The sequence below is a fragment of the Actinocrinis sp. genome (genome assembly GCF_035650855.1).
Classification (GTDB): domain Bacteria; phylum Actinomycetota; class Actinomycetes; order Streptomycetales; family Catenulisporaceae; genus Actinocrinis.
In genome coordinates this window covers 12,066-29,354 of the sequence record NZ_DASRGV010000223.1, presented here as the reverse complement: position 1 = coordinate 29,354, position 17,289 = coordinate 12,066, and the positions used below count along the sequence as shown (strand labels likewise).

The 17,289-nt window shown below is 69.3% G+C and carries 15 protein-coding genes; 5 read left to right on the top strand and 10 right to left on the bottom strand.

Going from position 1 to position 17,289, the window contains the following annotated elements; genetic code table 11:
* Window positions 1-296 precede the first annotated feature (296 nt).
* The gene (locus VFB40_RS16345; protein WP_324851569.1) at window positions 297-1,952 is read left to right on the top strand and encodes a serine/threonine-protein kinase; all 1,656 of its coding nucleotides are present in this window, start codon (window positions 297-299) and stop codon (window positions 1,950-1,952) included.
* Here VFB40_RS16345 and VFB40_RS16340 read toward each other — a convergent pair.
* The 3 genes from VFB40_RS16340 to VFB40_RS16330 form a co-directional block, all read right to left on the bottom strand.
* Window positions 1,949-2,932 carry a YihY/virulence factor BrkB family protein gene (locus VFB40_RS16340; RefSeq protein WP_324851568.1) on the bottom strand — a complete coding sequence of 328 codons (984 nt, stop codon included), beginning with the start codon at window positions 2,930-2,932 and terminating at the stop codon, window positions 1,949-1,951. The two genes, VFB40_RS16345 and VFB40_RS16340, sit on opposite strands and share 4 nt — an antisense overlap.
* A gap of 359 nt (window positions 2,933-3,291) precedes the next feature.
* Window positions 3,292-3,465 (bottom strand): hypothetical protein, encoded by a 174-nt coding sequence (locus tag VFB40_RS16335; protein WP_324851567.1) that lies wholly within the window; start codon window positions 3,463-3,465, stop codon window positions 3,292-3,294.
* Window positions 3,466-3,720: 255 nt separating this feature from the next.
* Window positions 3,721-4,836, bottom strand: a complete 1,116-nt coding sequence (locus VFB40_RS16330) for a 3D domain-containing protein (protein ID WP_324851566.1) — start codon at window positions 4,834-4,836, stop codon at window positions 3,721-3,723.
* Between the two features lie 243 nt (window positions 4,837-5,079).
* Here VFB40_RS16330 and VFB40_RS16325 point away from each other — a divergent pair, with 243 nt between their 5' ends.
* Both VFB40_RS16325 and VFB40_RS16320 read left to right on the top strand, forming a co-directional pair.
* Window positions 5,080-6,378 carry an acyl-CoA thioesterase/BAAT N-terminal domain-containing protein gene (locus VFB40_RS16325; RefSeq protein ID WP_324851565.1) on the top strand — a complete coding sequence of 433 codons (1,299 nt, stop codon included), beginning with the start codon at window positions 5,080-5,082 and terminating at the stop codon, window positions 6,376-6,378.
* Between the two features lie 521 nt (window positions 6,379-6,899).
* Window positions 6,900-7,565 carry a hypothetical protein gene (locus VFB40_RS16320; RefSeq protein WP_324851564.1) on the top strand — a complete coding sequence of 222 codons (666 nt, stop codon included), beginning with the start codon at window positions 6,900-6,902 and terminating at the stop codon, window positions 7,563-7,565.
* Here the strand turns inward: VFB40_RS16320 and VFB40_RS16315 are convergent.
* From VFB40_RS16315 to VFB40_RS16300, 4 genes are read right to left on the bottom strand one after another with little or no spacing between them, the layout of a single operon-like run.
* Window positions 7,527-8,042, bottom strand: a complete 516-nt coding sequence (locus VFB40_RS16315) for a hypothetical protein (protein ID WP_324851563.1) — start codon at window positions 8,040-8,042, stop codon at window positions 7,527-7,529. The genes VFB40_RS16320 and VFB40_RS16315 overlap by 39 nt on opposite strands.
* Window positions 8,000-9,082 carry a cytochrome bc1 complex cytochrome b subunit gene (gene qcrB / locus VFB40_RS16310; RefSeq protein ID WP_324851562.1) on the bottom strand — a complete coding sequence of 361 codons (1,083 nt, stop codon included), beginning with the start codon at window positions 9,080-9,082 and terminating at the stop codon, window positions 8,000-8,002. Before qcrB ends, VFB40_RS16315 begins: the two co-directional genes overlap by 43 nt.
* A gap of 12 nt (window positions 9,083-9,094) precedes the next feature.
* Complete coding sequence (locus VFB40_RS16305; protein ID WP_324851561.1) at window positions 9,095-10,798, bottom strand: cytochrome c oxidase subunit I; 1,704 nt, start codon at window positions 10,796-10,798, stop codon at window positions 9,095-9,097.
* 16 nt (window positions 10,799-10,814) lie between these two features.
* Window positions 10,815-11,453 carry a cytochrome c oxidase subunit II gene (locus tag VFB40_RS16300; protein ID WP_324851560.1) on the bottom strand — a complete coding sequence of 213 codons (639 nt, stop codon included), beginning with the start codon at window positions 11,451-11,453 and terminating at the stop codon, window positions 10,815-10,817.
* Between the two features lie 246 nt (window positions 11,454-11,699).
* On the opposite strand from VFB40_RS16300, the gene VFB40_RS16295 reads away from it, so the two are divergent.
* Window positions 11,700-12,119 (top strand): CBS domain-containing protein, encoded by a 420-nt coding sequence (locus VFB40_RS16295; protein WP_324851559.1) that lies wholly within the window; start codon window positions 11,700-11,702, stop codon window positions 12,117-12,119.
* 108 nt (window positions 12,120-12,227) lie between these two features.
* Here VFB40_RS16295 and VFB40_RS16290 read toward each other — a convergent pair whose 3' ends face one another.
* Together VFB40_RS16290 and VFB40_RS16285 are read right to left on the bottom strand one after the other, a co-directional pair.
* Entirely contained in the window at window positions 12,228-13,040 is an 813-nt protein-coding gene (locus VFB40_RS16290) for a SigB/SigF/SigG family RNA polymerase sigma factor (protein ID WP_324851558.1), read from the bottom strand.
* A 310-nt stretch (window positions 13,041-13,350) separates the two neighbouring features.
* The gene (locus tag VFB40_RS16285) at window positions 13,351-14,448 is read right to left on the bottom strand and encodes a YihY/virulence factor BrkB family protein (protein ID WP_324851557.1); all 1,098 of its coding nucleotides are present in this window, start codon (window positions 14,446-14,448) and stop codon (window positions 13,351-13,353) included.
* 134 nt (window positions 14,449-14,582) lie between these two features.
* Between VFB40_RS16285 and VFB40_RS16280 the strand changes: the two genes are divergently transcribed.
* Window positions 14,583-16,172, top strand: a complete 1,590-nt coding sequence (locus VFB40_RS16280; RefSeq protein ID WP_324851556.1) for a hypothetical protein — start codon at window positions 14,583-14,585, stop codon at window positions 16,170-16,172.
* 15 nt (window positions 16,173-16,187) lie between these two features.
* On the opposite strand, the gene VFB40_RS16275 is transcribed toward VFB40_RS16280, so the two are convergent.
* Window positions 16,188-17,138, bottom strand: a complete 951-nt coding sequence (locus tag VFB40_RS16275; RefSeq protein ID WP_324851555.1) for an ROK family protein — start codon at window positions 17,136-17,138, stop codon at window positions 16,188-16,190.
* Window positions 17,139-17,289 lie beyond the last annotated feature (151 nt).

The following is a 17,289-nucleotide window of genomic DNA, read 5'->3' as shown; positions in this document are numbered from 1 at the left end:
TTAAGTTCGTTACCGCGGCGAAGCCAACAAGCGCCGCGGTGACTGAACTTTTTCCAACAATGGTCTACACCTTGATCGCGGAAAACCGCCCGGCCGGCCCTGAACGCGACTTCTGATATCGGTGTCTACCTGTGCCGATGCCGCCCAGGTCACGAGTTCGCGAATTTCCTGGTTAACGCTCATACGCAGACGCCATAATGTTCATGCGCGCCACCCGATCGAGTGAATGCGTACGAAATACTAGACATCGTCACCTGTAAAGACGATGCTATGGCACGCGCTCTGGGGAGGTAATCGTGGGCAATGGCGCGACTCCGCACCTGATAGGTACCGGAAACGATTCCGGCCGTCCGCCGCACCAGACCGCGGCGGCCGCGCAGAGCGCGGGCGGTCTCGTGGTCGTGCGGGATGAGCGCGGCGTGCTGTCGGTGATGCACTGCCTGCCCGACGAACTCGTCCTCGACGCCGGATTTCAGCAGGCTTATCGCGCCGAGTGCGCGGCGATGGCGGCCCTCGGCGAGCCCCGGGTCGCCGAACCGCTCAGCTACATCATGGACGCCGGCGGACGCATCGTGGCGACGGTGCGCCGGCACTTTCCCGGAGTGCCGCTTTCCGAACTGCTCACCCGCGCGCGGGGTGGCCGCGGCCTCGACGCACAGGCCGCGGCGACCGTGGTCAGCGATGTGCTGGTCGCACTCGACGCCTTACACCGGCGCGGCGTCGCGCATCGCCAGCTCGAACCGACCGAAATCATCGTCGGGCGCACCGGGGAATGCGTCGTCGTCGGCGCGGGGCTGGCCGTACGCCCGCGGACCGGTGGATCCGGCATCGACGATCTCGGCGCCGCGATCGCTTTCGACCTGGCCGCCGTGCCGGAATTGTTCGCGCTCTGCCTCACCTCGGGCCGCGCCTCCGGCCGGGACGCCGCGCCGCAGCACTACGGCGCGGAGAAACTGCACGGGATAGCGCAGAATATTTACACGGCGCTGGCCGAGTCGCGCCACGCACCGGTGGAGCGCTGGGAGCGCGGCGGCGTCGCGGCGGAGATGCTGGCGGAGCTTGAGGCCGCGGCCCAGGCCTTCGGAGCCGGGTGGCGCGATCGCGGGCACGAACGCATCGCCCTGTGTGCACGAACTCTGCATAAGCCGCGGGCTATGCATATGGATCGCGGCACACGGGAACATCGCCGCCGTCCCACCGCGCTGATCACCCGCTCCCCCGCGCTGCACAGCGAAGAACCGCAGGCTCCGATTTTGACGACCGCGGCGACGAGGACCGGCGGCATACCCCGCGAAGCCTGGGGCGTGCTGCCCAAGGGCACCGGGAGGCGCGCGATCCGGCGCGGCGTCGTGGCCACCTGGTCGCTGCGGGCGGTGGCCATAGGCGTACCGATAGCCGTGTTACTCCTCGGCATCGCGTTGATCAGCGGGACTTTCTCCCGTTCCGCGCCGAAGGCGCCGCCGCCCCCTTCGCTCGCGGTCGAAACCGGGGCGCAGGCGCCCGCGGCCAGCGCGGTGCCGGGCGCGGCCAGCCCTTCAGCCAGCCCGAGCCCGTCGAACACGCCGGCTCAGGGCATCGTCCCGGTGACCGCGACCTCGGCGCCGCCGGTCACCGCCGTCACGTCGCTGTCCATCACCAGCCTCACCTTCACGGCGGCGTCGTCCGGCACGGCCACCGTCGTCGTCGACGCACGCACCAGCGGGACCGCGACGGTGAACGTGGCCGTGACCATCTCCGAGAACGGCCCCTACGGACCGACTGCACGCACCGACCACTTCACTTTCTCCGGGCAGCATCAATACACGTTGAGCGACAACTTCCAGGCGATGCCGTGCTCGTGGGGCAACACGAAGCAGGTGGTGGCCAAGGTCCAGGTGAGCGCGACCGTGCCGTCGACGAAGGCGGCGGCGGCGACCGCGTCCGGGAACCTCTACTCGATGCAGTGCGGCTAAGCGGACTCATCCACTTCGGCCGCGCCGGCCCGGGCCCGCGGGTCACCGCTCTGCACCGCCGCCTCGCGCTCCGCCTCGGCGTTGATCTCCGCCCCGATCAGCACGGCGATCGCGGCCAGATACAGCCAGAAGATGAGGATCACGACCCCGGCGAACGCCCCGTACGTCTTTCCATATGAGCCGAACTTGGCCACGTAGAAGGAGAAACCGAGCGAGGCCAGCAGGAAGATCGCGGTGCCGACCAGACCGCCGGGACTGACCCACTGCCAGCGCGGCGAGGGCCGGTTCGGCGCGTAGAAGTAATACACCGAGAACAGCAACGACACCACGATGAGCGTCGCGGCCCACCGCACGATGGTCCACACCACCACGAACGCGGACCCGGCGACACCCACGTGCCCTTCGATCGCGTGGCCGAGCGGCGCGCCGAATACCAGCAGTACCGCGGCGACCCCGCCGAGCAGCGCGGTCGCCGCCATCAGCGGGAAGGAGCGCAGCCGCGTGGCCACGAACTTGCGGTCCTGGGGAACCTCGTAGGCGATGTTCAAGCCGGTCTGCAACGCCGCCATGCCTGCGGACGCGCTCCACAGCGCCACCACGACGCCGATGATCAGCGCGGTGAGCGAGGCGGCCGAGGAGCGGGAGGTGGCCGAGTTGACCGCGTCGGCGAACACTCCGGACGCGCCCGGCGGCAGCGCCGTGTTCAGCCCGTCGACCAAGTGCTTGATCGTCCCGGCGCCGAGACGCAGCAGGCTGGTGATGCCGAGCACCGCGATCAGCGCCGGGAAGAGGGCCAGGAACCAGTGATAGGCCAGGCTTCCGGCGGTCATGCTGCACCGGTCGCGGGAGAACTTCTTCGCGCCGCGCACGAGCGTTTTGCGCCATCCCGTCTCGCCGAGGTCGAGCGGAGTGCGCGGGCCGCTCGGGGCGGTCTCGTTCTGCGGCGGGATGGTCTCCCGAGAGCGCTCCGAATCTGCCATGAACGCGCGGTACCCGGTCGTACCCGGATCTAACGGTTGATCCGGGTCTGCCGACCGCCTTGGTTTGGCATCGCTCGCTGCGGGTTACCAGAGTGTCGGCTTCCGAAGAGCAGGAGCGCAGCGGGCACCGCGTGAAATGATCGAAGGGTGCCAGAAAACGGCCGGAGGTGGGTCGGCCTGACCGGCCAGAACCCGAGTGACCCCGGCACGTGGCACCGTCCATCCTGGCGAGCATTCGCGGCGCCGAACCAGTCCAGATCCCGGCGCGTCTTTGCTCGTTGTGCACCGAACTGCTCCCGATCAGCGGCGCGTCCATTTCGTTGATGGCGCAGTCCGCGGCGCGGCGGTTGCTCTACTCCTCAGACGAGGTCGCCAGGCTGTTGGCCGAGGCTCAGTACACCCTGGGCGACGGGCCCGGTCTGCACGCCTTTCTCCACCGGCGCCCCGGTGTTCGCCACCGACCTGAGCAGGGGCGAGGACGTGCGGCGGTGGCCGCGGTTCGTGGCGGCGCTGCTGATCGCGGACGTCGCCACGCTCGGTGTCCTTCGCCTTTATGCCGGACGGGGGGGGAGACTGAGTACGCCGAGGGCAATGGCGACATGGACTGGCTCGTCGGCGAGTCGGATCACGACGAAGTGCACCGGGCGACCGGAATGGTGATGATCCAGTGCGACGTCGGGGCCGAGGAGGCGCTGCTGATGCTGCGGGCGCGGTCACTGGATGCCACGGTGTCCCGGGCGTGGAGGCCGCGACCATGGGCCTCCACGCCCGGGACCGATCCGGGGTGTCTAGCAGGCTCCGTTGCTGGACCAGACCGCCCATGAGGTCGCTGCGCCGGGCACCGCGCCGGTCGAGTAGTACGTCGCGGTGTAATTCGTGCCCTGATACGAGACCTTGTCGCCCGGCACGTAAGAGGTGCTCGGGTTCCAGGCCGGCGCGCAGCCGCCGCTTCCGGACGACGGGGTCGGGGAAGCGCTGGGCGAGGGCGACTTGCTCGGGGACGAGCTCGGCGAGGCGGAGGTCGAGGCGCTGGCCGAAGCAGACGCTGACGCGGAGGGGGTGCCGCCCGGCGGGGTGCCTCCGTACGGGTTCGCGATCACGGTGAGCGTCCGGTTCTGCACGCCCCAGCCGTTCGCCTGGGTGCCGGGCAGCCACACGTCCACGGTGTCGTTCTGGATCCAGGTGCCGATGTCGATCGCGACGCAGTCGCCGTATCCGGGGATGTTGAAGTAGGTGCCCCACGGGATCACCCGCGGGTCGGTCGCGCAGCCGCCGAGTTGCGCGTTGTAGCCGGATGCGGCCTGGCCGACGTCGTTGTACGAGGTCACCAGCATGTTGATCTTCGTGCCGACCGGGACGCTGCCCGCCCCGGTCGCGATGGTGCCGTCGGAGCCGAGCCAGTAGGGCGGGGAGAGCTGCCCCATCGACGCGTCGCTGCCGCTGGTGTCGTACATCGCCACCACGTCGTAATAAGCGTTCTGGCACGGCGCGGTGTCGGTGACCGTCAGCGGCGTGGTCTGTCCCCAGTAGCTGACGTAGCCGATGTCCACGCCGTCGCGCCACACCTTGTACGCGACCGCATTCGGCACCTTGGCGATGGTTATGGTCACCTGGCCGTTCACGAGGCTGCCGGTCAGCGTCGGCGCGGCGGGGCGGGAGGTGAAGTTCGCCGCCTGCGCGGTCTGCAGCGGCGGGGTCCAGGGGGTGACGGAACGGGCCGGCGGGGTGATGCCGGCGGCCCAGAACGGGCAGGCCGGCAGGGACGCGGCCGTGGTCGTTCCGGCCGCGTTCGCGGCGCTCAGCGGGACGAGTGCGACGGCCCCGGCGCCCGCGGCGGCCGCCGCGGTGGCGGCGATCCAGTAACGCGCACGCCGGTGGCGGAGTGTCGCCGTGAGGAGGTTCACTGTCGTTCGCGCCTTCTTCGGTCCGGGCCGGCCGGCTCCGCGGGGTGGGCGGTCCGGCCTGGCGTGGTCGGGGACTGCAGAGGCGCCGGCGCCGCGACGTCTGATAGGTACTCAGCTGGTAGGTGGCAGGGCGGATCGGCCTCAGTGAAGCGCGGCAGTCAAGGCACCGTCAAGGGTCTAGACCAGTTCTTAAGGTTGGGTAGGGGACCTCATAGGATTGGGCGAGGAAGCGGGGTGAATGCGATGCGCGGCGATCTGGCGCGGTGCGCGATCGGGGTGCTCGCCGTCGTCGGCGCGGCGGTCGGCGGCATAGCGGCCGCGCCGGGCAAGGCGGCTATGAGATCGGCGAGCGAACGCATCGCGATCGATGCTCCGGTCGCCTCGGCGTATCAGAGCGTGCACATCCAGATCACCGGCCTTCCGCCGGGCTCCCAAGCCACGATCACCTCATCAGCCTACGACTACGCCGGCAAGCTCTGGCAGGCGCAGGCCACGTTCACCGCCGACTCCTCCGGAACGGTCGACCTGGCGAAACAGGCGCCGACGAGCGGAAGCTACACCGGCGTCGACCCGATGGGCCTGGTGTGGTCGATGAATCCGGGCACGGCCGCGGGCGGTTCGCCGTCCTTCTTCTTCCTGACGGCGTATCCCGAAGCCGAGCCGAGCTTTTCGATCGACCTCGCGGTCCGCGACGAAGCCGGACGCGTGACGCGCGCGACGCTCACCCGCCTTTGGATGACCCAAGGGGTTACGCATCGAACCCTGACACTCTCGGCGGACGGTGTGTACGGCGACCTGTACCTGCCTGCGCCGTCGGCCGGAGCCGCGCGCCGCCCCGCGGTGCTGCTGTTCGGCGGTTCGGAAGGCGGCGAGAGCGAGCGGTACACGGCGGCGGTCCTCGCCTCCGAGGGATACCCGGCGCTGTCGCTCGCGTACTTCGGCGAAACCGGCCTGCCCAGCACCCTGACGAACATCCCACTGGATTACTTCGCCGGCGCCGCCCGCCTCTTGGCCAAACAGCCCGAGGTCGATCCGCGGCGCGTGCTGGCACTGGGCGCTTCGCGCGGCGCCGAGGCGGCGCTGCTGCTGGCGCAGAACTTCCCCGAGCTGATCCACGGGGCGATCCTTTACGGGCCGACCGCCCGGGTGAACCCATCTTTTCCGGACGGCGCGAGCATCGCGTGGACCTTGCACGGCGTCGCTCTGGCGGCCGGCATGCCCATCCCAGTCGACCGCATATCAGGACCCGTGCTTCCCATCGCCGGAGCCGACGACGCGGTGTGGAACTCACCGCAGTCGGCGACGCAGATCTCCATGGAGCTCGACGAGGATCGCAATCCGTATCCGCATAAGGCGCTGATCTACCCCGACGCCGGCCACGGGATCGACGCGGGCGTCGACGTTCCGTCCTCGACGAGCTACACCTATCCGGACTCCGGATACACCCTCGAGTTCGGCGGCACCCGAGAAGGGGACGCCGCGGCTCAGCAGGCGGCCTGGCAGCGGGTCCTGGCGCTGCTGGCCTCGCTGCGACAGCCCTAGGGCGCAGCGCAACGGAACCAGGACGCGATCCGCTCCGTCCAAGGCGCGACGGTCCCGGAAGGCGGGACTCAAGAACGGGGCGGGTGGACATGAGCGACATTCGGGGTCACACGTTGTCGAGAACCGCGGACAATTCGGTTCATACACGACACGGCACGTGGACGAGGCGCAGCGCTCGATCGCGAGCGGCGGCGGCGTGCGCGGCAGTGCTTTTCCTCGGCCTCACCGCCGCTTGCGCGAGTTCGACGGCGGGGTCACCGAGCTACGCGCCGGGCCATGGGATCGACCCCTCAGCCACCGCGAACTACGACACGGGTAACGCGGTGATAATGCAGCCGGACAGCACGTGTCCGTCTACGTCCACTGATCCCGCGATCGCCAAGCTGCGCGCCGGGACCAAGCAGGTAGCGCTGCCGCCGGACTTCCGGCCGATCGCCGCGATACGCTGCGAATCCCCGATCCGCACGGTGCCGGGAGACGGCGAGTGGCAGTTCGCCGACGCGCAACGGGCTGATTCCGGGATGGCGGGACTCGTCGCGGCACTTAGGCTTCCCTCCCAGACGGCCGCTCCAGGTGCGCTGATCGCTTGCCCGGCGATGGGTATGGCGATGACGCCTTTCGCGCTGGTCGACGCGAAGGGCGACATAGTCAGTCCCCTGTTACCGCATGAGGTGTGCGGATTCCCGTTGCAGCAGGTCACGAAGGCGATCGATGCTCTTCCCTGGCGCACTGAGACCGAGCAGCGGCTACATCAGACACGCACGCAGGCCGAAATCGACACGGGCTGCTCTTCCGCATTCAAGTACCTGTTCGAACATCCGGTTCCGGGCACGCCCGAGCCGTGGAGCAAGGTACGTAAGCCGATGAGCCCGCCGCCGACGGCTGTGTGCGTGTACGCCATCCAGCCGCCCTCGGCCAATGACGACATCGCGGTCGGCTCATTCACCCGCGGCGCCAAGCTCACCGCCGCGCAGCAGGCCGCTCTCGTCAAGGCACTCGATGACGCGAGCGGCACCGAAACCCCGGCACCCGCCTGCACGGCCAAGGCGACCCGCTTCGCCCTCGTGGACGGACCCGGCACGCTCCTGGAACTCGACGGTTGTCAGCGCATCGAGTGGCCGAACAGCTTCAAGAGCGCCGCGCCGGACTCACTTCTGCAGCTCCTCGCGTCGCTCGTGAGCGGCTGAACCGGCGGCCCGGCCGGCTTTGGCGGCGTGTCGGCGCTGGTAGCCCCAGAGGCCGCGGTGGGCGACGTCGTACTCCATCGGCGTCGGCTTGCGCACCCGGTGATTGCGGTCCCAGACCACCAGCGAGCGGCGCACGGTCCACAGCACCCAGTGCCGGGGCTTCAAGTCGCCGGGTGTCGGCGGATTGACCGGCCCGTCGTCGTGCGAGGTGACCTTGTAGCGCTCGCCGGCGTCGAGCTGTTCGAGCGGGGCGCGATAGCTGCCGTCCGGCAGCTGCTCCACCACGCCGACATCCCGGCCGAACAACACGTCGCGCCAGTCGGAGCGCTGCAGTTCCAGGCAGACGCGCCGGGTGAGGAAGAACACGAGGATCGGCAGCCCCCACACCGCGATCCGCAGCGCCCACACCAGATGAATGATCGAGAGCCGGAAGATCATCGTGTGGATGTCGTCGGCGCCGGCGAACGTGAGCACCACGTAGAAGGTGATGCCCGCGGCGCCGCCGGGAGGAACACGTTCCAGACGACCGTGTGCCCGAGGAAGTTGGTCGTCCAGTTGGGCATCAGCCGCAGCGAGCCCTCCAGGAAGCCGAGGTACCAGTCCGGCTGCGACCCGTAGGTGGCCTGCGAGGGATCGTAGGGCCCGTACAGCCAGATCGGATTGATCTGCACGAACGCGGCGAAGCAGGAGAGCAGGCCGAAGGTCGCGGCGAACAGGCCGGCGCTCTTCGCGGCGTAGGTCGGGATCATCGGGCGGCCGACCACGTTCATGTTCCGATGGCCGGGGGCCGGGTACTGCGTGTGCTTCTGGTAGAAGATCAGCAGCAGGTGGACGCTGATCAGGCCGATGAGCAGGCCGGGGATCAGCAGGATGTGCGCGGTGAACAGCCGGGTGATGAAGATGGTGCCGGGGAACTGGCCGCCGAAGATGAAGAAGGACAGGTAGGTCCCGACGATCGGGATCGAGAGCACGATGCCCTCGAAGGTGCGCAGCCCGGTGCCGGAAAGCAGGTCGTCGGGCAGCGAGTAGCCCGCGAAGCCCTCGGCGATCGCGAGGATGAACAGGGTGACCCCGATGAGCCAGTTGATCTCGCGCGGCTTGCGGAACGCCCCGGTGAAGAAGATCCGCAGCATGTGGATGCAGATGGAGGCGACGAAGAGCAGCGCGGCCCAGTGGTGGATCTGCCGGATCAGCAGGCCGCCGCGGATGTCGAAGCTGATGTTGAGGGTCGACTCGTACGCCTCGGACATCCGCAGGCCGTCCAGCGCGGCATACGAGCCGTGATAAACGGCCTCGCTCTCGCTGGGCCGGAAGAACATGGTCAGCCAGACGCCGGTGATGACCAGGATGACGAAGCTGTAGAGGGCCATCTCGCCGAGCAGGAAGGACCAGTGGTCCGGAAACGCCTTGCGGATCAGCGACTTGGCCTTGGCGATGCCGAGCCGCTGGTCGGCGGCGTCGGCCAGGCGGGCGGCGGTGGACCGCGGCGGGGATTCGGCTTTGACGCGTTTGGCCATGTCGCGCCCCTCTCAGGATTCCGCTTCCGAGCCGACCGAATCGGTGGAGTGCACTGCGCCGCTTTTAAGCACCGCGCCGTCGTTGTGCACCGCGCCGTCGGACTCCCGCACCGCCTGGTGCCGGGCGTCGAACAGCGGGGCGTAGCCGGTCACCGGCGGCAGCGGGCCGGCGAAGTTGTAGCGCGGCGGCGGCGAGGTGGTCGCCCATTCCAGGGTCTGGCCCTGCCACGGATCGGATCCGGCGCGCTTCTTGGCCCGCAGCGAGAAGATCACGTTCATCAGGAACAGCCACATCGCGATCGCCAGGATCCCGGCGCCGATGCTGGAGATCAGGTTCGCCGTGGTGAAGCCGTCCGCGGCGCGGTAGGTGGATACGCGTCGCGGCATGCCCTCGTAGCCGAGCCAGAACATCGGCAGGAAGGTGGCGTTCGTGCCGACCACGTAGAGCAGCCAGTGCCAGAAGCCGAGCCGCTCGCCGAGCGTGACGCCGGTGGCCTTCGGAAACCAGTAGTAGAACCCTGCGAACAGGCCGGCCACGCTGCCGCCGAACAGCGTGTAGTGGAAGTGCGCGATGAGGAAGTAGCTGTCGTGCACCTGATAGTCGATCACCGGCGTGCCGACCATGATCCCGGTCAGGCCGCCGATCAGGAACTGGACCAGGAAGGCGAGGGCGAACAGCAGCGGGGTCTTGAACACCAGCCGCCCGCCGATCAGGGTGCCGATGATCGCGAAGTACTCGAGCCCGGCCGGCACGATCAGCAGGAAGGAGGTGAGCGAGTAGTAGTCGTTGACGATCTGGCCGGTGGTGAACATGTGGTGCCCCCACACGCTCATCGACAGCGCCGCGAACAGCAGCAGCGAGAGCACCACGCCCTCGTAGCCGAACAGCCGCCGCCGCGAGAAGGTCGCCACCACCTCGGCGACCGCCCCGACGAAGGGGAAGAACATCACGTAGACCACGGGGTGGCCGTAGAACCAGAACAGGTGCTGGTACCCGATCACCCAGGTGTTGGAGTGGAACACCGCGGGATCGATCCGCCCGACCACGAGCTCGCTGAGCGCGAGCAGCAGGTCCGGGAACGCGGTCAGCACCATGAGACAGGCGGCCACCATCGACCAGGTGAAGACCGGCATCCGCCGCAGCGTCATGCCCTGGCCGCGTTTGGCCAGCGCGGTCCACAGCACCGTGCCGCCCTGCGCCATCATCCCGACCGTGGACATGTAGACCCCGACGATCCACACGTCCATGCCGACGCCCGGGCTGAACTCGCTGCTGGATAAGGGCACGTATGCCGACCAGCCGTCCGACGCGGCGCCGCCCGCGGCGCCGAATCCGGAGAACATCACCACCGCGCCGACCACGTAGAGCCAGTAGCCGAAGGCGGTCAGCCGCGGGGCCGCGATCGTCGGGGCGCCGACCTGCAACGGCACCAGGTACACGCCGAAGCCGAGCGCGAACGGGGTGATCGCCAGGTAGATCATCCCGGAGCCGTGGATGGTGAACAGCTGGTCGTAGAGGGAGGAGGAGACGATGCTCTGGTCCGGCTGCGCCAGCTGTGAGCGCATGGTCAGCGCGAGCAGCCCCATCAGGAAGAAGATCACCAGCGCGGTGCCGACGGTCAGCAGGCCGATGCGCTTGTGGTCGGTGCTGCTCAGCCAGCCGGTGAGGCCGCCGTGCGCGGCGGTGGGCCCCGGGCGGGTCTCGACCAGGCTCACCGGACGGACCCGGCCCTCATACGACAGTACCCTGATGCGCGCTGCTCCACGCCGCGAACTGCTGCGGGGTGACGGCCTCGAGCAGGAACTCCATCTGGTAGTGGAACTGGCCGCAGTACACCGCGCACCGGCCGATCCACTCGCCGGGCTTGGCCACGTGCAGGGAGAAGTCGTTGACGTGGTTGGGGAAGGCCTCGATCTTGTATTTCAGGTCCGGGATCCAGAACTCGTGCACCACGTCCTTCGAGGTGAGCGCGATGTCGATGTCGCGTCCCGTCGGCACCACGAAGACCGGGCGGCCGCCGATCTGGGTGGGCGGCACCGTGATGTGCTGCTCGGGATAGCTGAACTGCCAGCTCCACTGCAGGGCCAGGACGTTGACCTTGAGCGGCGCGCTCGCGGCGGCCACCGGCTGCTGCTCCTGGCCGTTGGCCCCGGCGGTGTCGACGGCGAGGAAGATCGCGAAGCCGAGCAGCGCGGCGGCGTACCCGAGCTCCACCTTGTTCGCCTTCGAGCGCCTGGACGGCTCCCGGCCCGGCCGGGCCCTGAACCAGTAGGAGGTGAACGCCACCACCCCGCTGACCACGACGAAGACGCCGATGGCGATCCACGACTCCATGCCGAAGACGCGGCCGAACACGCCCTGGGTATCCACACGCCCTCCAGCTTTTGCGGGTGCCCGGCGCTACCCGCGGCGGCGGACGGCAAACTGGGCCTAAGGGGGCATTGCCGGTGATCGGGGCAGGTCAAGGCCGGTTCCATGGCCGAACGGGGCAAATCTGGCGCGGCGAGCGTGCAGTTCACGGCCGGGCGGGTAGCACGGACGGCGAGCAGGCGTCAGACGGCCTGCGGCCCCAGGGCCGCCACGCGTCCCGGCGGCGAATCAGCAAGAGGAGGTCTCATGGCCCAGCAGGTGCGGGAGATCATGACCAGCGCACCCGTGAGCGTCGATCCCGGCACTTCGGTGGCGGAGGTCGCGCGTCGGATGCGCGACGAGGACATCGGCGCCGTCCTGGTCACCGAGGGCGACGAGGTCCGCGGCCTGGTCACCGACCGCGACCTGGTCGTGCGGGTGCTGTGCGAAGGCGGCGACCCGGACCGGCACAGCGTCAAGGAGGCGTGCAGCCCCGAACTGGTCAGCGTCTCCCCCGACGACGAGGTGGACCGGGCCGCGCGGATGATGCGCGAACACTCGGTGCGCCGGGTGCCGGTGCTGGAGAACGGCCGGGCGGTCGGCATCGTCTCGCTCGGCGATCTGGCCATCGAGCGCGATCCCGAGTCGGCGCTCGGCGACATCAGCTCGACGAAGAGCAACCGGTGACCTGGTGAGTCTCCGGCGGTGATCGGTCCGGTGCTTCCGGGGCCGGTCATCGCCGCCGCCCCGGCTCCGCCGACTCCTTTGGCCGGACCGCTTAAGCCGAACCGCGGATCAGCTCAGCGCGCCGCGCAGCCGGGCGAATATCGCCGCCAGCAACCGCGAGACGTGCATTTGGGAGTAGCCGAGCCGCGCCCCGATCTCGCGCTGGGTCATGTCCTGGAAGTAGCGCATCTTCAGGATCTCCCGGTCGCGATCGTCGAGCGCGGCGATCAAGGGTTTGACGGCGGTGCGGTCGATCACCGAGTCGAGCCTCGGGTCCTCAGCCCCGACGAAGTCGCCGAGCGTGGCGTCGGCCGACTCGCTGCGGGTCGGCCGGTCGAGCGAGGCGACGCTGTACACCCCGGCCGCGACCAGCGCCTCGGCGACCAGCTCCGAGGTCACGCCGAGCCGCTCGGCCAGTTCCGCGACCTTCGGCGAGCGGCTGCGTTCGCGGGTGAACTGATCCGCCGCGGCGCGCACCGACTGCGTCAGTTCCTGCATGGCGCGCGGTACGTGTACGTCCCAGGTGGCGTCGCGGAAGTACTTCTTGATCTCGCCGAGGATGACCGGGGTCGCGTAGCCCAGGAAACCGGTGCCGCGCTCCGGGTCGAAGTTGTCTACAGCCTTGACCAGCGCCAGGTACGCCACCTGCACGAAGTCCTCGGACAGCTCGCCGTGACCTCCGTAGCGCAGCGCGATGTGCCGCGCGTACCGCATGTGATCCTCGATCAGTTCCGTGCGCAGCCGTTCCCTTTCCGGGTCCTCTGGAGACAGCTCCTTGAGACGCCGGAACAAGACCATCGTTTCGGCGCGCTTCTTCGCGTAGGGCGAGGCCACGCGGGACTCGTCGCTCTGGCAGCTCGGCTGGGAATTGGCCGTGCACATGGCGCCACGCTAGTGCCGGCCGGTAATGGACGCATGGGACCGCAGGCTGGTACATACCACGGAGCCGCGAGCATCTTCGCAGGTCAGCGATATGTTACAACGCATCATCCGCGCGTGAACAGTGAGTGATTGGTTTGATTGGGCCATCACTCGCGGACCAAGTGGTCAGCCGGATCTGATACTGAGTCAGCCGCGTCACGCACGCCCCCTCCTGCCGCGACGAGGTATGCATCCCGCGCTGGGCCGGTCTACCGCGCCGTATCCGCGGAGCCTCCCCGGGAATTTACCGCAGGCTGGTGACCCGGTTCAGTTAGTCGGGGCGGGTCTCAGCCGGTCCGGCGCTCTGTTTGACCTGCCCGTCGCTCTTCGCCGAGCCCTCGGCATCGCCGGGGTCCGCGCACTCGGCGTCGAAGCAGGACTTGGCGTCGGATCGCGCATTCGCGTCCGGGGCACCGAAGCGGGTCTCGATGTGGATCTCCGGCAGCCGCTGCTCGGCCTGCGCGTAAGCCCGATACGCGGCCCGGTCCTTGTCGGTCAGCGGCGGCGGGAAGAGGCTGCGCGGCCACAGCCGGCGCGTGCGCACGACGTCGATCTCCGCCGCGTAGATGGTCAGCTGCGCCTGGAGGTAGAGCCACGCGAGCAGGCCGAGCACCAGCCCGAAGATGCCGTAGAGCGAGGAGGAGTGCCGCAGTTCGTGCGTTACGAAGTACCCGCCGAGGTACTGCAGCGTTTGCCAGATGATCGCCGAGATGATCGCGCCGAGCCGCAGCTCACGCCAGGTGATCTGCGCGGCCGTGGCCACCCGCAGTCCGAGCCAGAACAGCCCGATGTTCAAGGCGAGGGAGAGCGCGACGATGCCGACCCGGCTCCACGGGCCGAACTCGTGGCCGCCCCAGGCGCTGATGCCGGACAGCGCGGTCGTCACCAGCACGCCGAGGCCGATCACGCCGATCAGCGCGAAGCTGCGCACCCATGAGATCGGGAAGCCGGGCCGGGCCCTGCGCGGCACCGCCCAGACCTGGTTCATCGCGTTCTGCACCGCGGAGGCGACGCCGCGCGCGCCGAGGAAGGTGCCGACCAGGCCGATGCTCAGCTCGCCGCCGCCGGTCCCGAGGGAGTGGATGTTGTCGCGCAGCTGCGGGCCGATGACCGGGAACTCGGTGAGCGCCGAGTTGAGCACGTCCTGCTGCAGCTGCTGATTGCCCGCGAGCACGAAGCCGAGCACGGTCACCAGCACCAGCAGCATCGGGAAGACCGAGACGAAGGCGTAGTAGGCGATCAGCGCGGCCAGGTTCCCGGCCTGGTCGTCGCCGAACTTGCGCCAGACGGCGAGCGGGAACGCCAGCACGGCGTGCCGCTGCTGGAAGCGGTCCACCGCGGCCAGCAGTCGTGCGATCCAACCACCCACGGGCCTCACCCTCCACGGGCACCGGAACTTCCCGCCCGTATGCCCGTGTCCTGCGAGGTCATGCTTCGCTACGCTGAACTGAAGTTGCTGCGGTTCGGCCGAGGGGGCGGGTCGGGGTGGGGGCACCAGGCGCGGTGGGATCAGCGAACGCCACGAGGGAACGGGCGAGGCCGGGTAGCGGCGCGACGGCGGGGTCCGGGCGCAAGCTGCGCGTCGGGCAGCGCGAACTTCGGGCGTCGGTGGCGGGCTTCCTGTGCGCGTGGCTGCTGCTCGCCGGATCAGTGATCTTCTTCGCTTGGGCGTGGGTCGCGGCGGGGCCGGCCGATGCTTACCAGTCAGGTCGGATGTGCTCGGCCGGCACATCGCCGAACGCCGAATGCCGCACCGTCGGGACGGATACCGTGGTGCGGGCGTATCAGACGGCTGGCTCGCGCGGCGGCGAAGCCACAACCACGCTGATCCTACGCGGCGACGGCCTCGTGCCCGGCGGCACGGTGAGCGGCCAGATGGCCGGTTTCACCAGCCCCGCGCCAAAACCCGGCACGGCCATCTCGGTCGTCGTGTGGCGAGGCGCCGTCATAAGTGCCCACGGCGACGGATTCAGCGGCGACTCGACCGGGAGCCCGGTCGGCGATTTCAACGTCGTATGCGTCATCGCGGCGCTTCTTCTGGTGGCGGGCCTCGGCGTCGTGCAGCTCTCCCTCGGTGCCCGCGACCACGGGCCGCGCGGGCGTCTGCGCCACGCCAGGCGCAACGGGCTGATCCTCGCGATACCGACCGTGGCCCTGCTGCTGATGCACGACAGCATGACAGTGGTCGTCTTCGGTTCGATCGCCGCTTTGTGGATCCTGGCCTGGTGCGTGGCAGCCACGCGGCCGCTGCTGCACGAAGTCGCCGCCGAGGCGCGGTCGAGGCCGCAGCCGGCGACGGTTCGCGAGGCGGTGAGCGAGGTGCGCGCCGCGTGGCGGGCGGCCGCTGCGCGCTCGGACGGATGCCCGGTCAGCGAGCAGGAGCAGACGTGGATCGAGGAATCCATGCTCTGGTTCACCACGCAGTTCGGCTACGACCCGGTGCAGCGGCCTACCGTGCTGCCCACGCGTGAGTTCTTCCCGCTGCCTTACAACGGCACGGACGACGACATCAAGGCTCTGGTACGGACCGTCTGCCCGATGATGGGTCTGTTGCCTGACCGGATCACGGTGCGGCTGGTGGGCAAGCCGTCCCGTGATCCCGAGATGTTCAAGTACGTGGTGCACAGCGAGAGCTTCGCGGCCGGCGTCTTCGAGCAGGACGAAAACGGCGCCCGCGTCATCACCCTCGACCGCGACGCATCCGCGGACCAGTTGCGGATGACCGCGATCATCGCGCACGAACTCGGGCACGCGAGGCTGAACGGCGAGGACCGAATCGAGCCCGGGCGAGCGGACATGGAAGCGCTCACCGACCTGGTCACGGTCTTCTTCGGCCTCGGCATCTTCAACGCCAACGCCGCGCGCACCGCGCAGCCGAACGTCTCCGGCTTCTCGGTCCGGCGCCTCGGCTACCTGGATCAGCGCATGTTCGGATACGCACTCGCCTGCTACACGCGGATGCGGCACAACCCCGCGCCGAAGTGGCAGTCGTATCTCTCGCACCCGCCGGCCGAGTCCATGAAGAAGGGCGTCGCGTACCTCCAGAAGGCCGCGCCGTACGGCGGCTTCCCCACCCAAAAGCAGAACTCGTAGAAGGTCGCGCCGCGGCTATGCCACCGGATCGCCGAGCGCCGCGCGGGCCAGATGCGCCGCGCCGATCAGTCCGGCATCAGTGCCCTGCTGCGCCGGCACGACGACCAGTGCGCTGGTGAACGGGAGCGCGGCATACTCCTTCAGGTGCCGCCGCAGCGGGTCGAGGAGCAGCTCTCCGGCCTTGGCGACACCGCCGCCGACGACGACGGCGTCGATCTCCACGAGCGCCGCGGTGGCCGCGACGCCGGCCGCGAGCGCGCGGGCGGCCCGGTCGAACGCGGCCAGCGCCGCGCGGTCCCCTGCGCGGGCCGCTTCGGCCGCCGCCTTGGCGGAGCGGTCGCCCTGCGGCGGCTGCCAGCCTTCGCTGATCGCCCGGCGCGCGATCGCCGGGCCGCTGGCCATCGTCTCCACGCAGCCACGGCCACCACACGGACACGCGTCGCCGTCCACAGCAACGCTCAGGTGGCCGATGTGTCCCGCGTTTCCGGTCGGGCCCGGATATACCTCGCCGCCGAGGATCAGGCCGCCGCCGACTCCGGTCGACACCGTCATACACAGCGCGTTGGCATAAGGCTGCGCGGCACCGAGCCAGTGTTCTGCGGCGGCCAGCGCCACGCCGTCGCCGCCGAGCACCACCGGCCGCCCGCCGACGGCCGGAAGCCCGCGCACCCGCTCGACCAGCGGGAAGTCACGCCAGCCCGGGATGTTGACCGGCGAGACGCTGCCGCGGCTGATGTCCACCGGGCCGGCACTGCCGATGCCGACCGCCGCCACCCGCTCCCATCCGGGCCCCGCCGAGATCGAGCCGACGACCTGCGCGACGGCGGCCATCACCTCGTCGGCCGACCGGGTCGCGCGGGTGTCCGCGACGACGTGCCTTGATATGGCGCCCGCCGCGTCGACGAGGGCACCGGCGATCTTCGTGCCGCCGATGTCGATCGCGGCCACCAGGCTGGGGACGTTCATCCGGTTTGACGGCTCCTTGCGGCGCCCGGGATCGGCGGGGCGCTGATCGCAACGTACACGAGGATGACCGGCATCGCGACGATCAGAGCCGGCCCGGCAGGCCGCGGCCCTGGAAACCGGGAAAACCCGAAAACCGGCGCCGGGTTTCGGA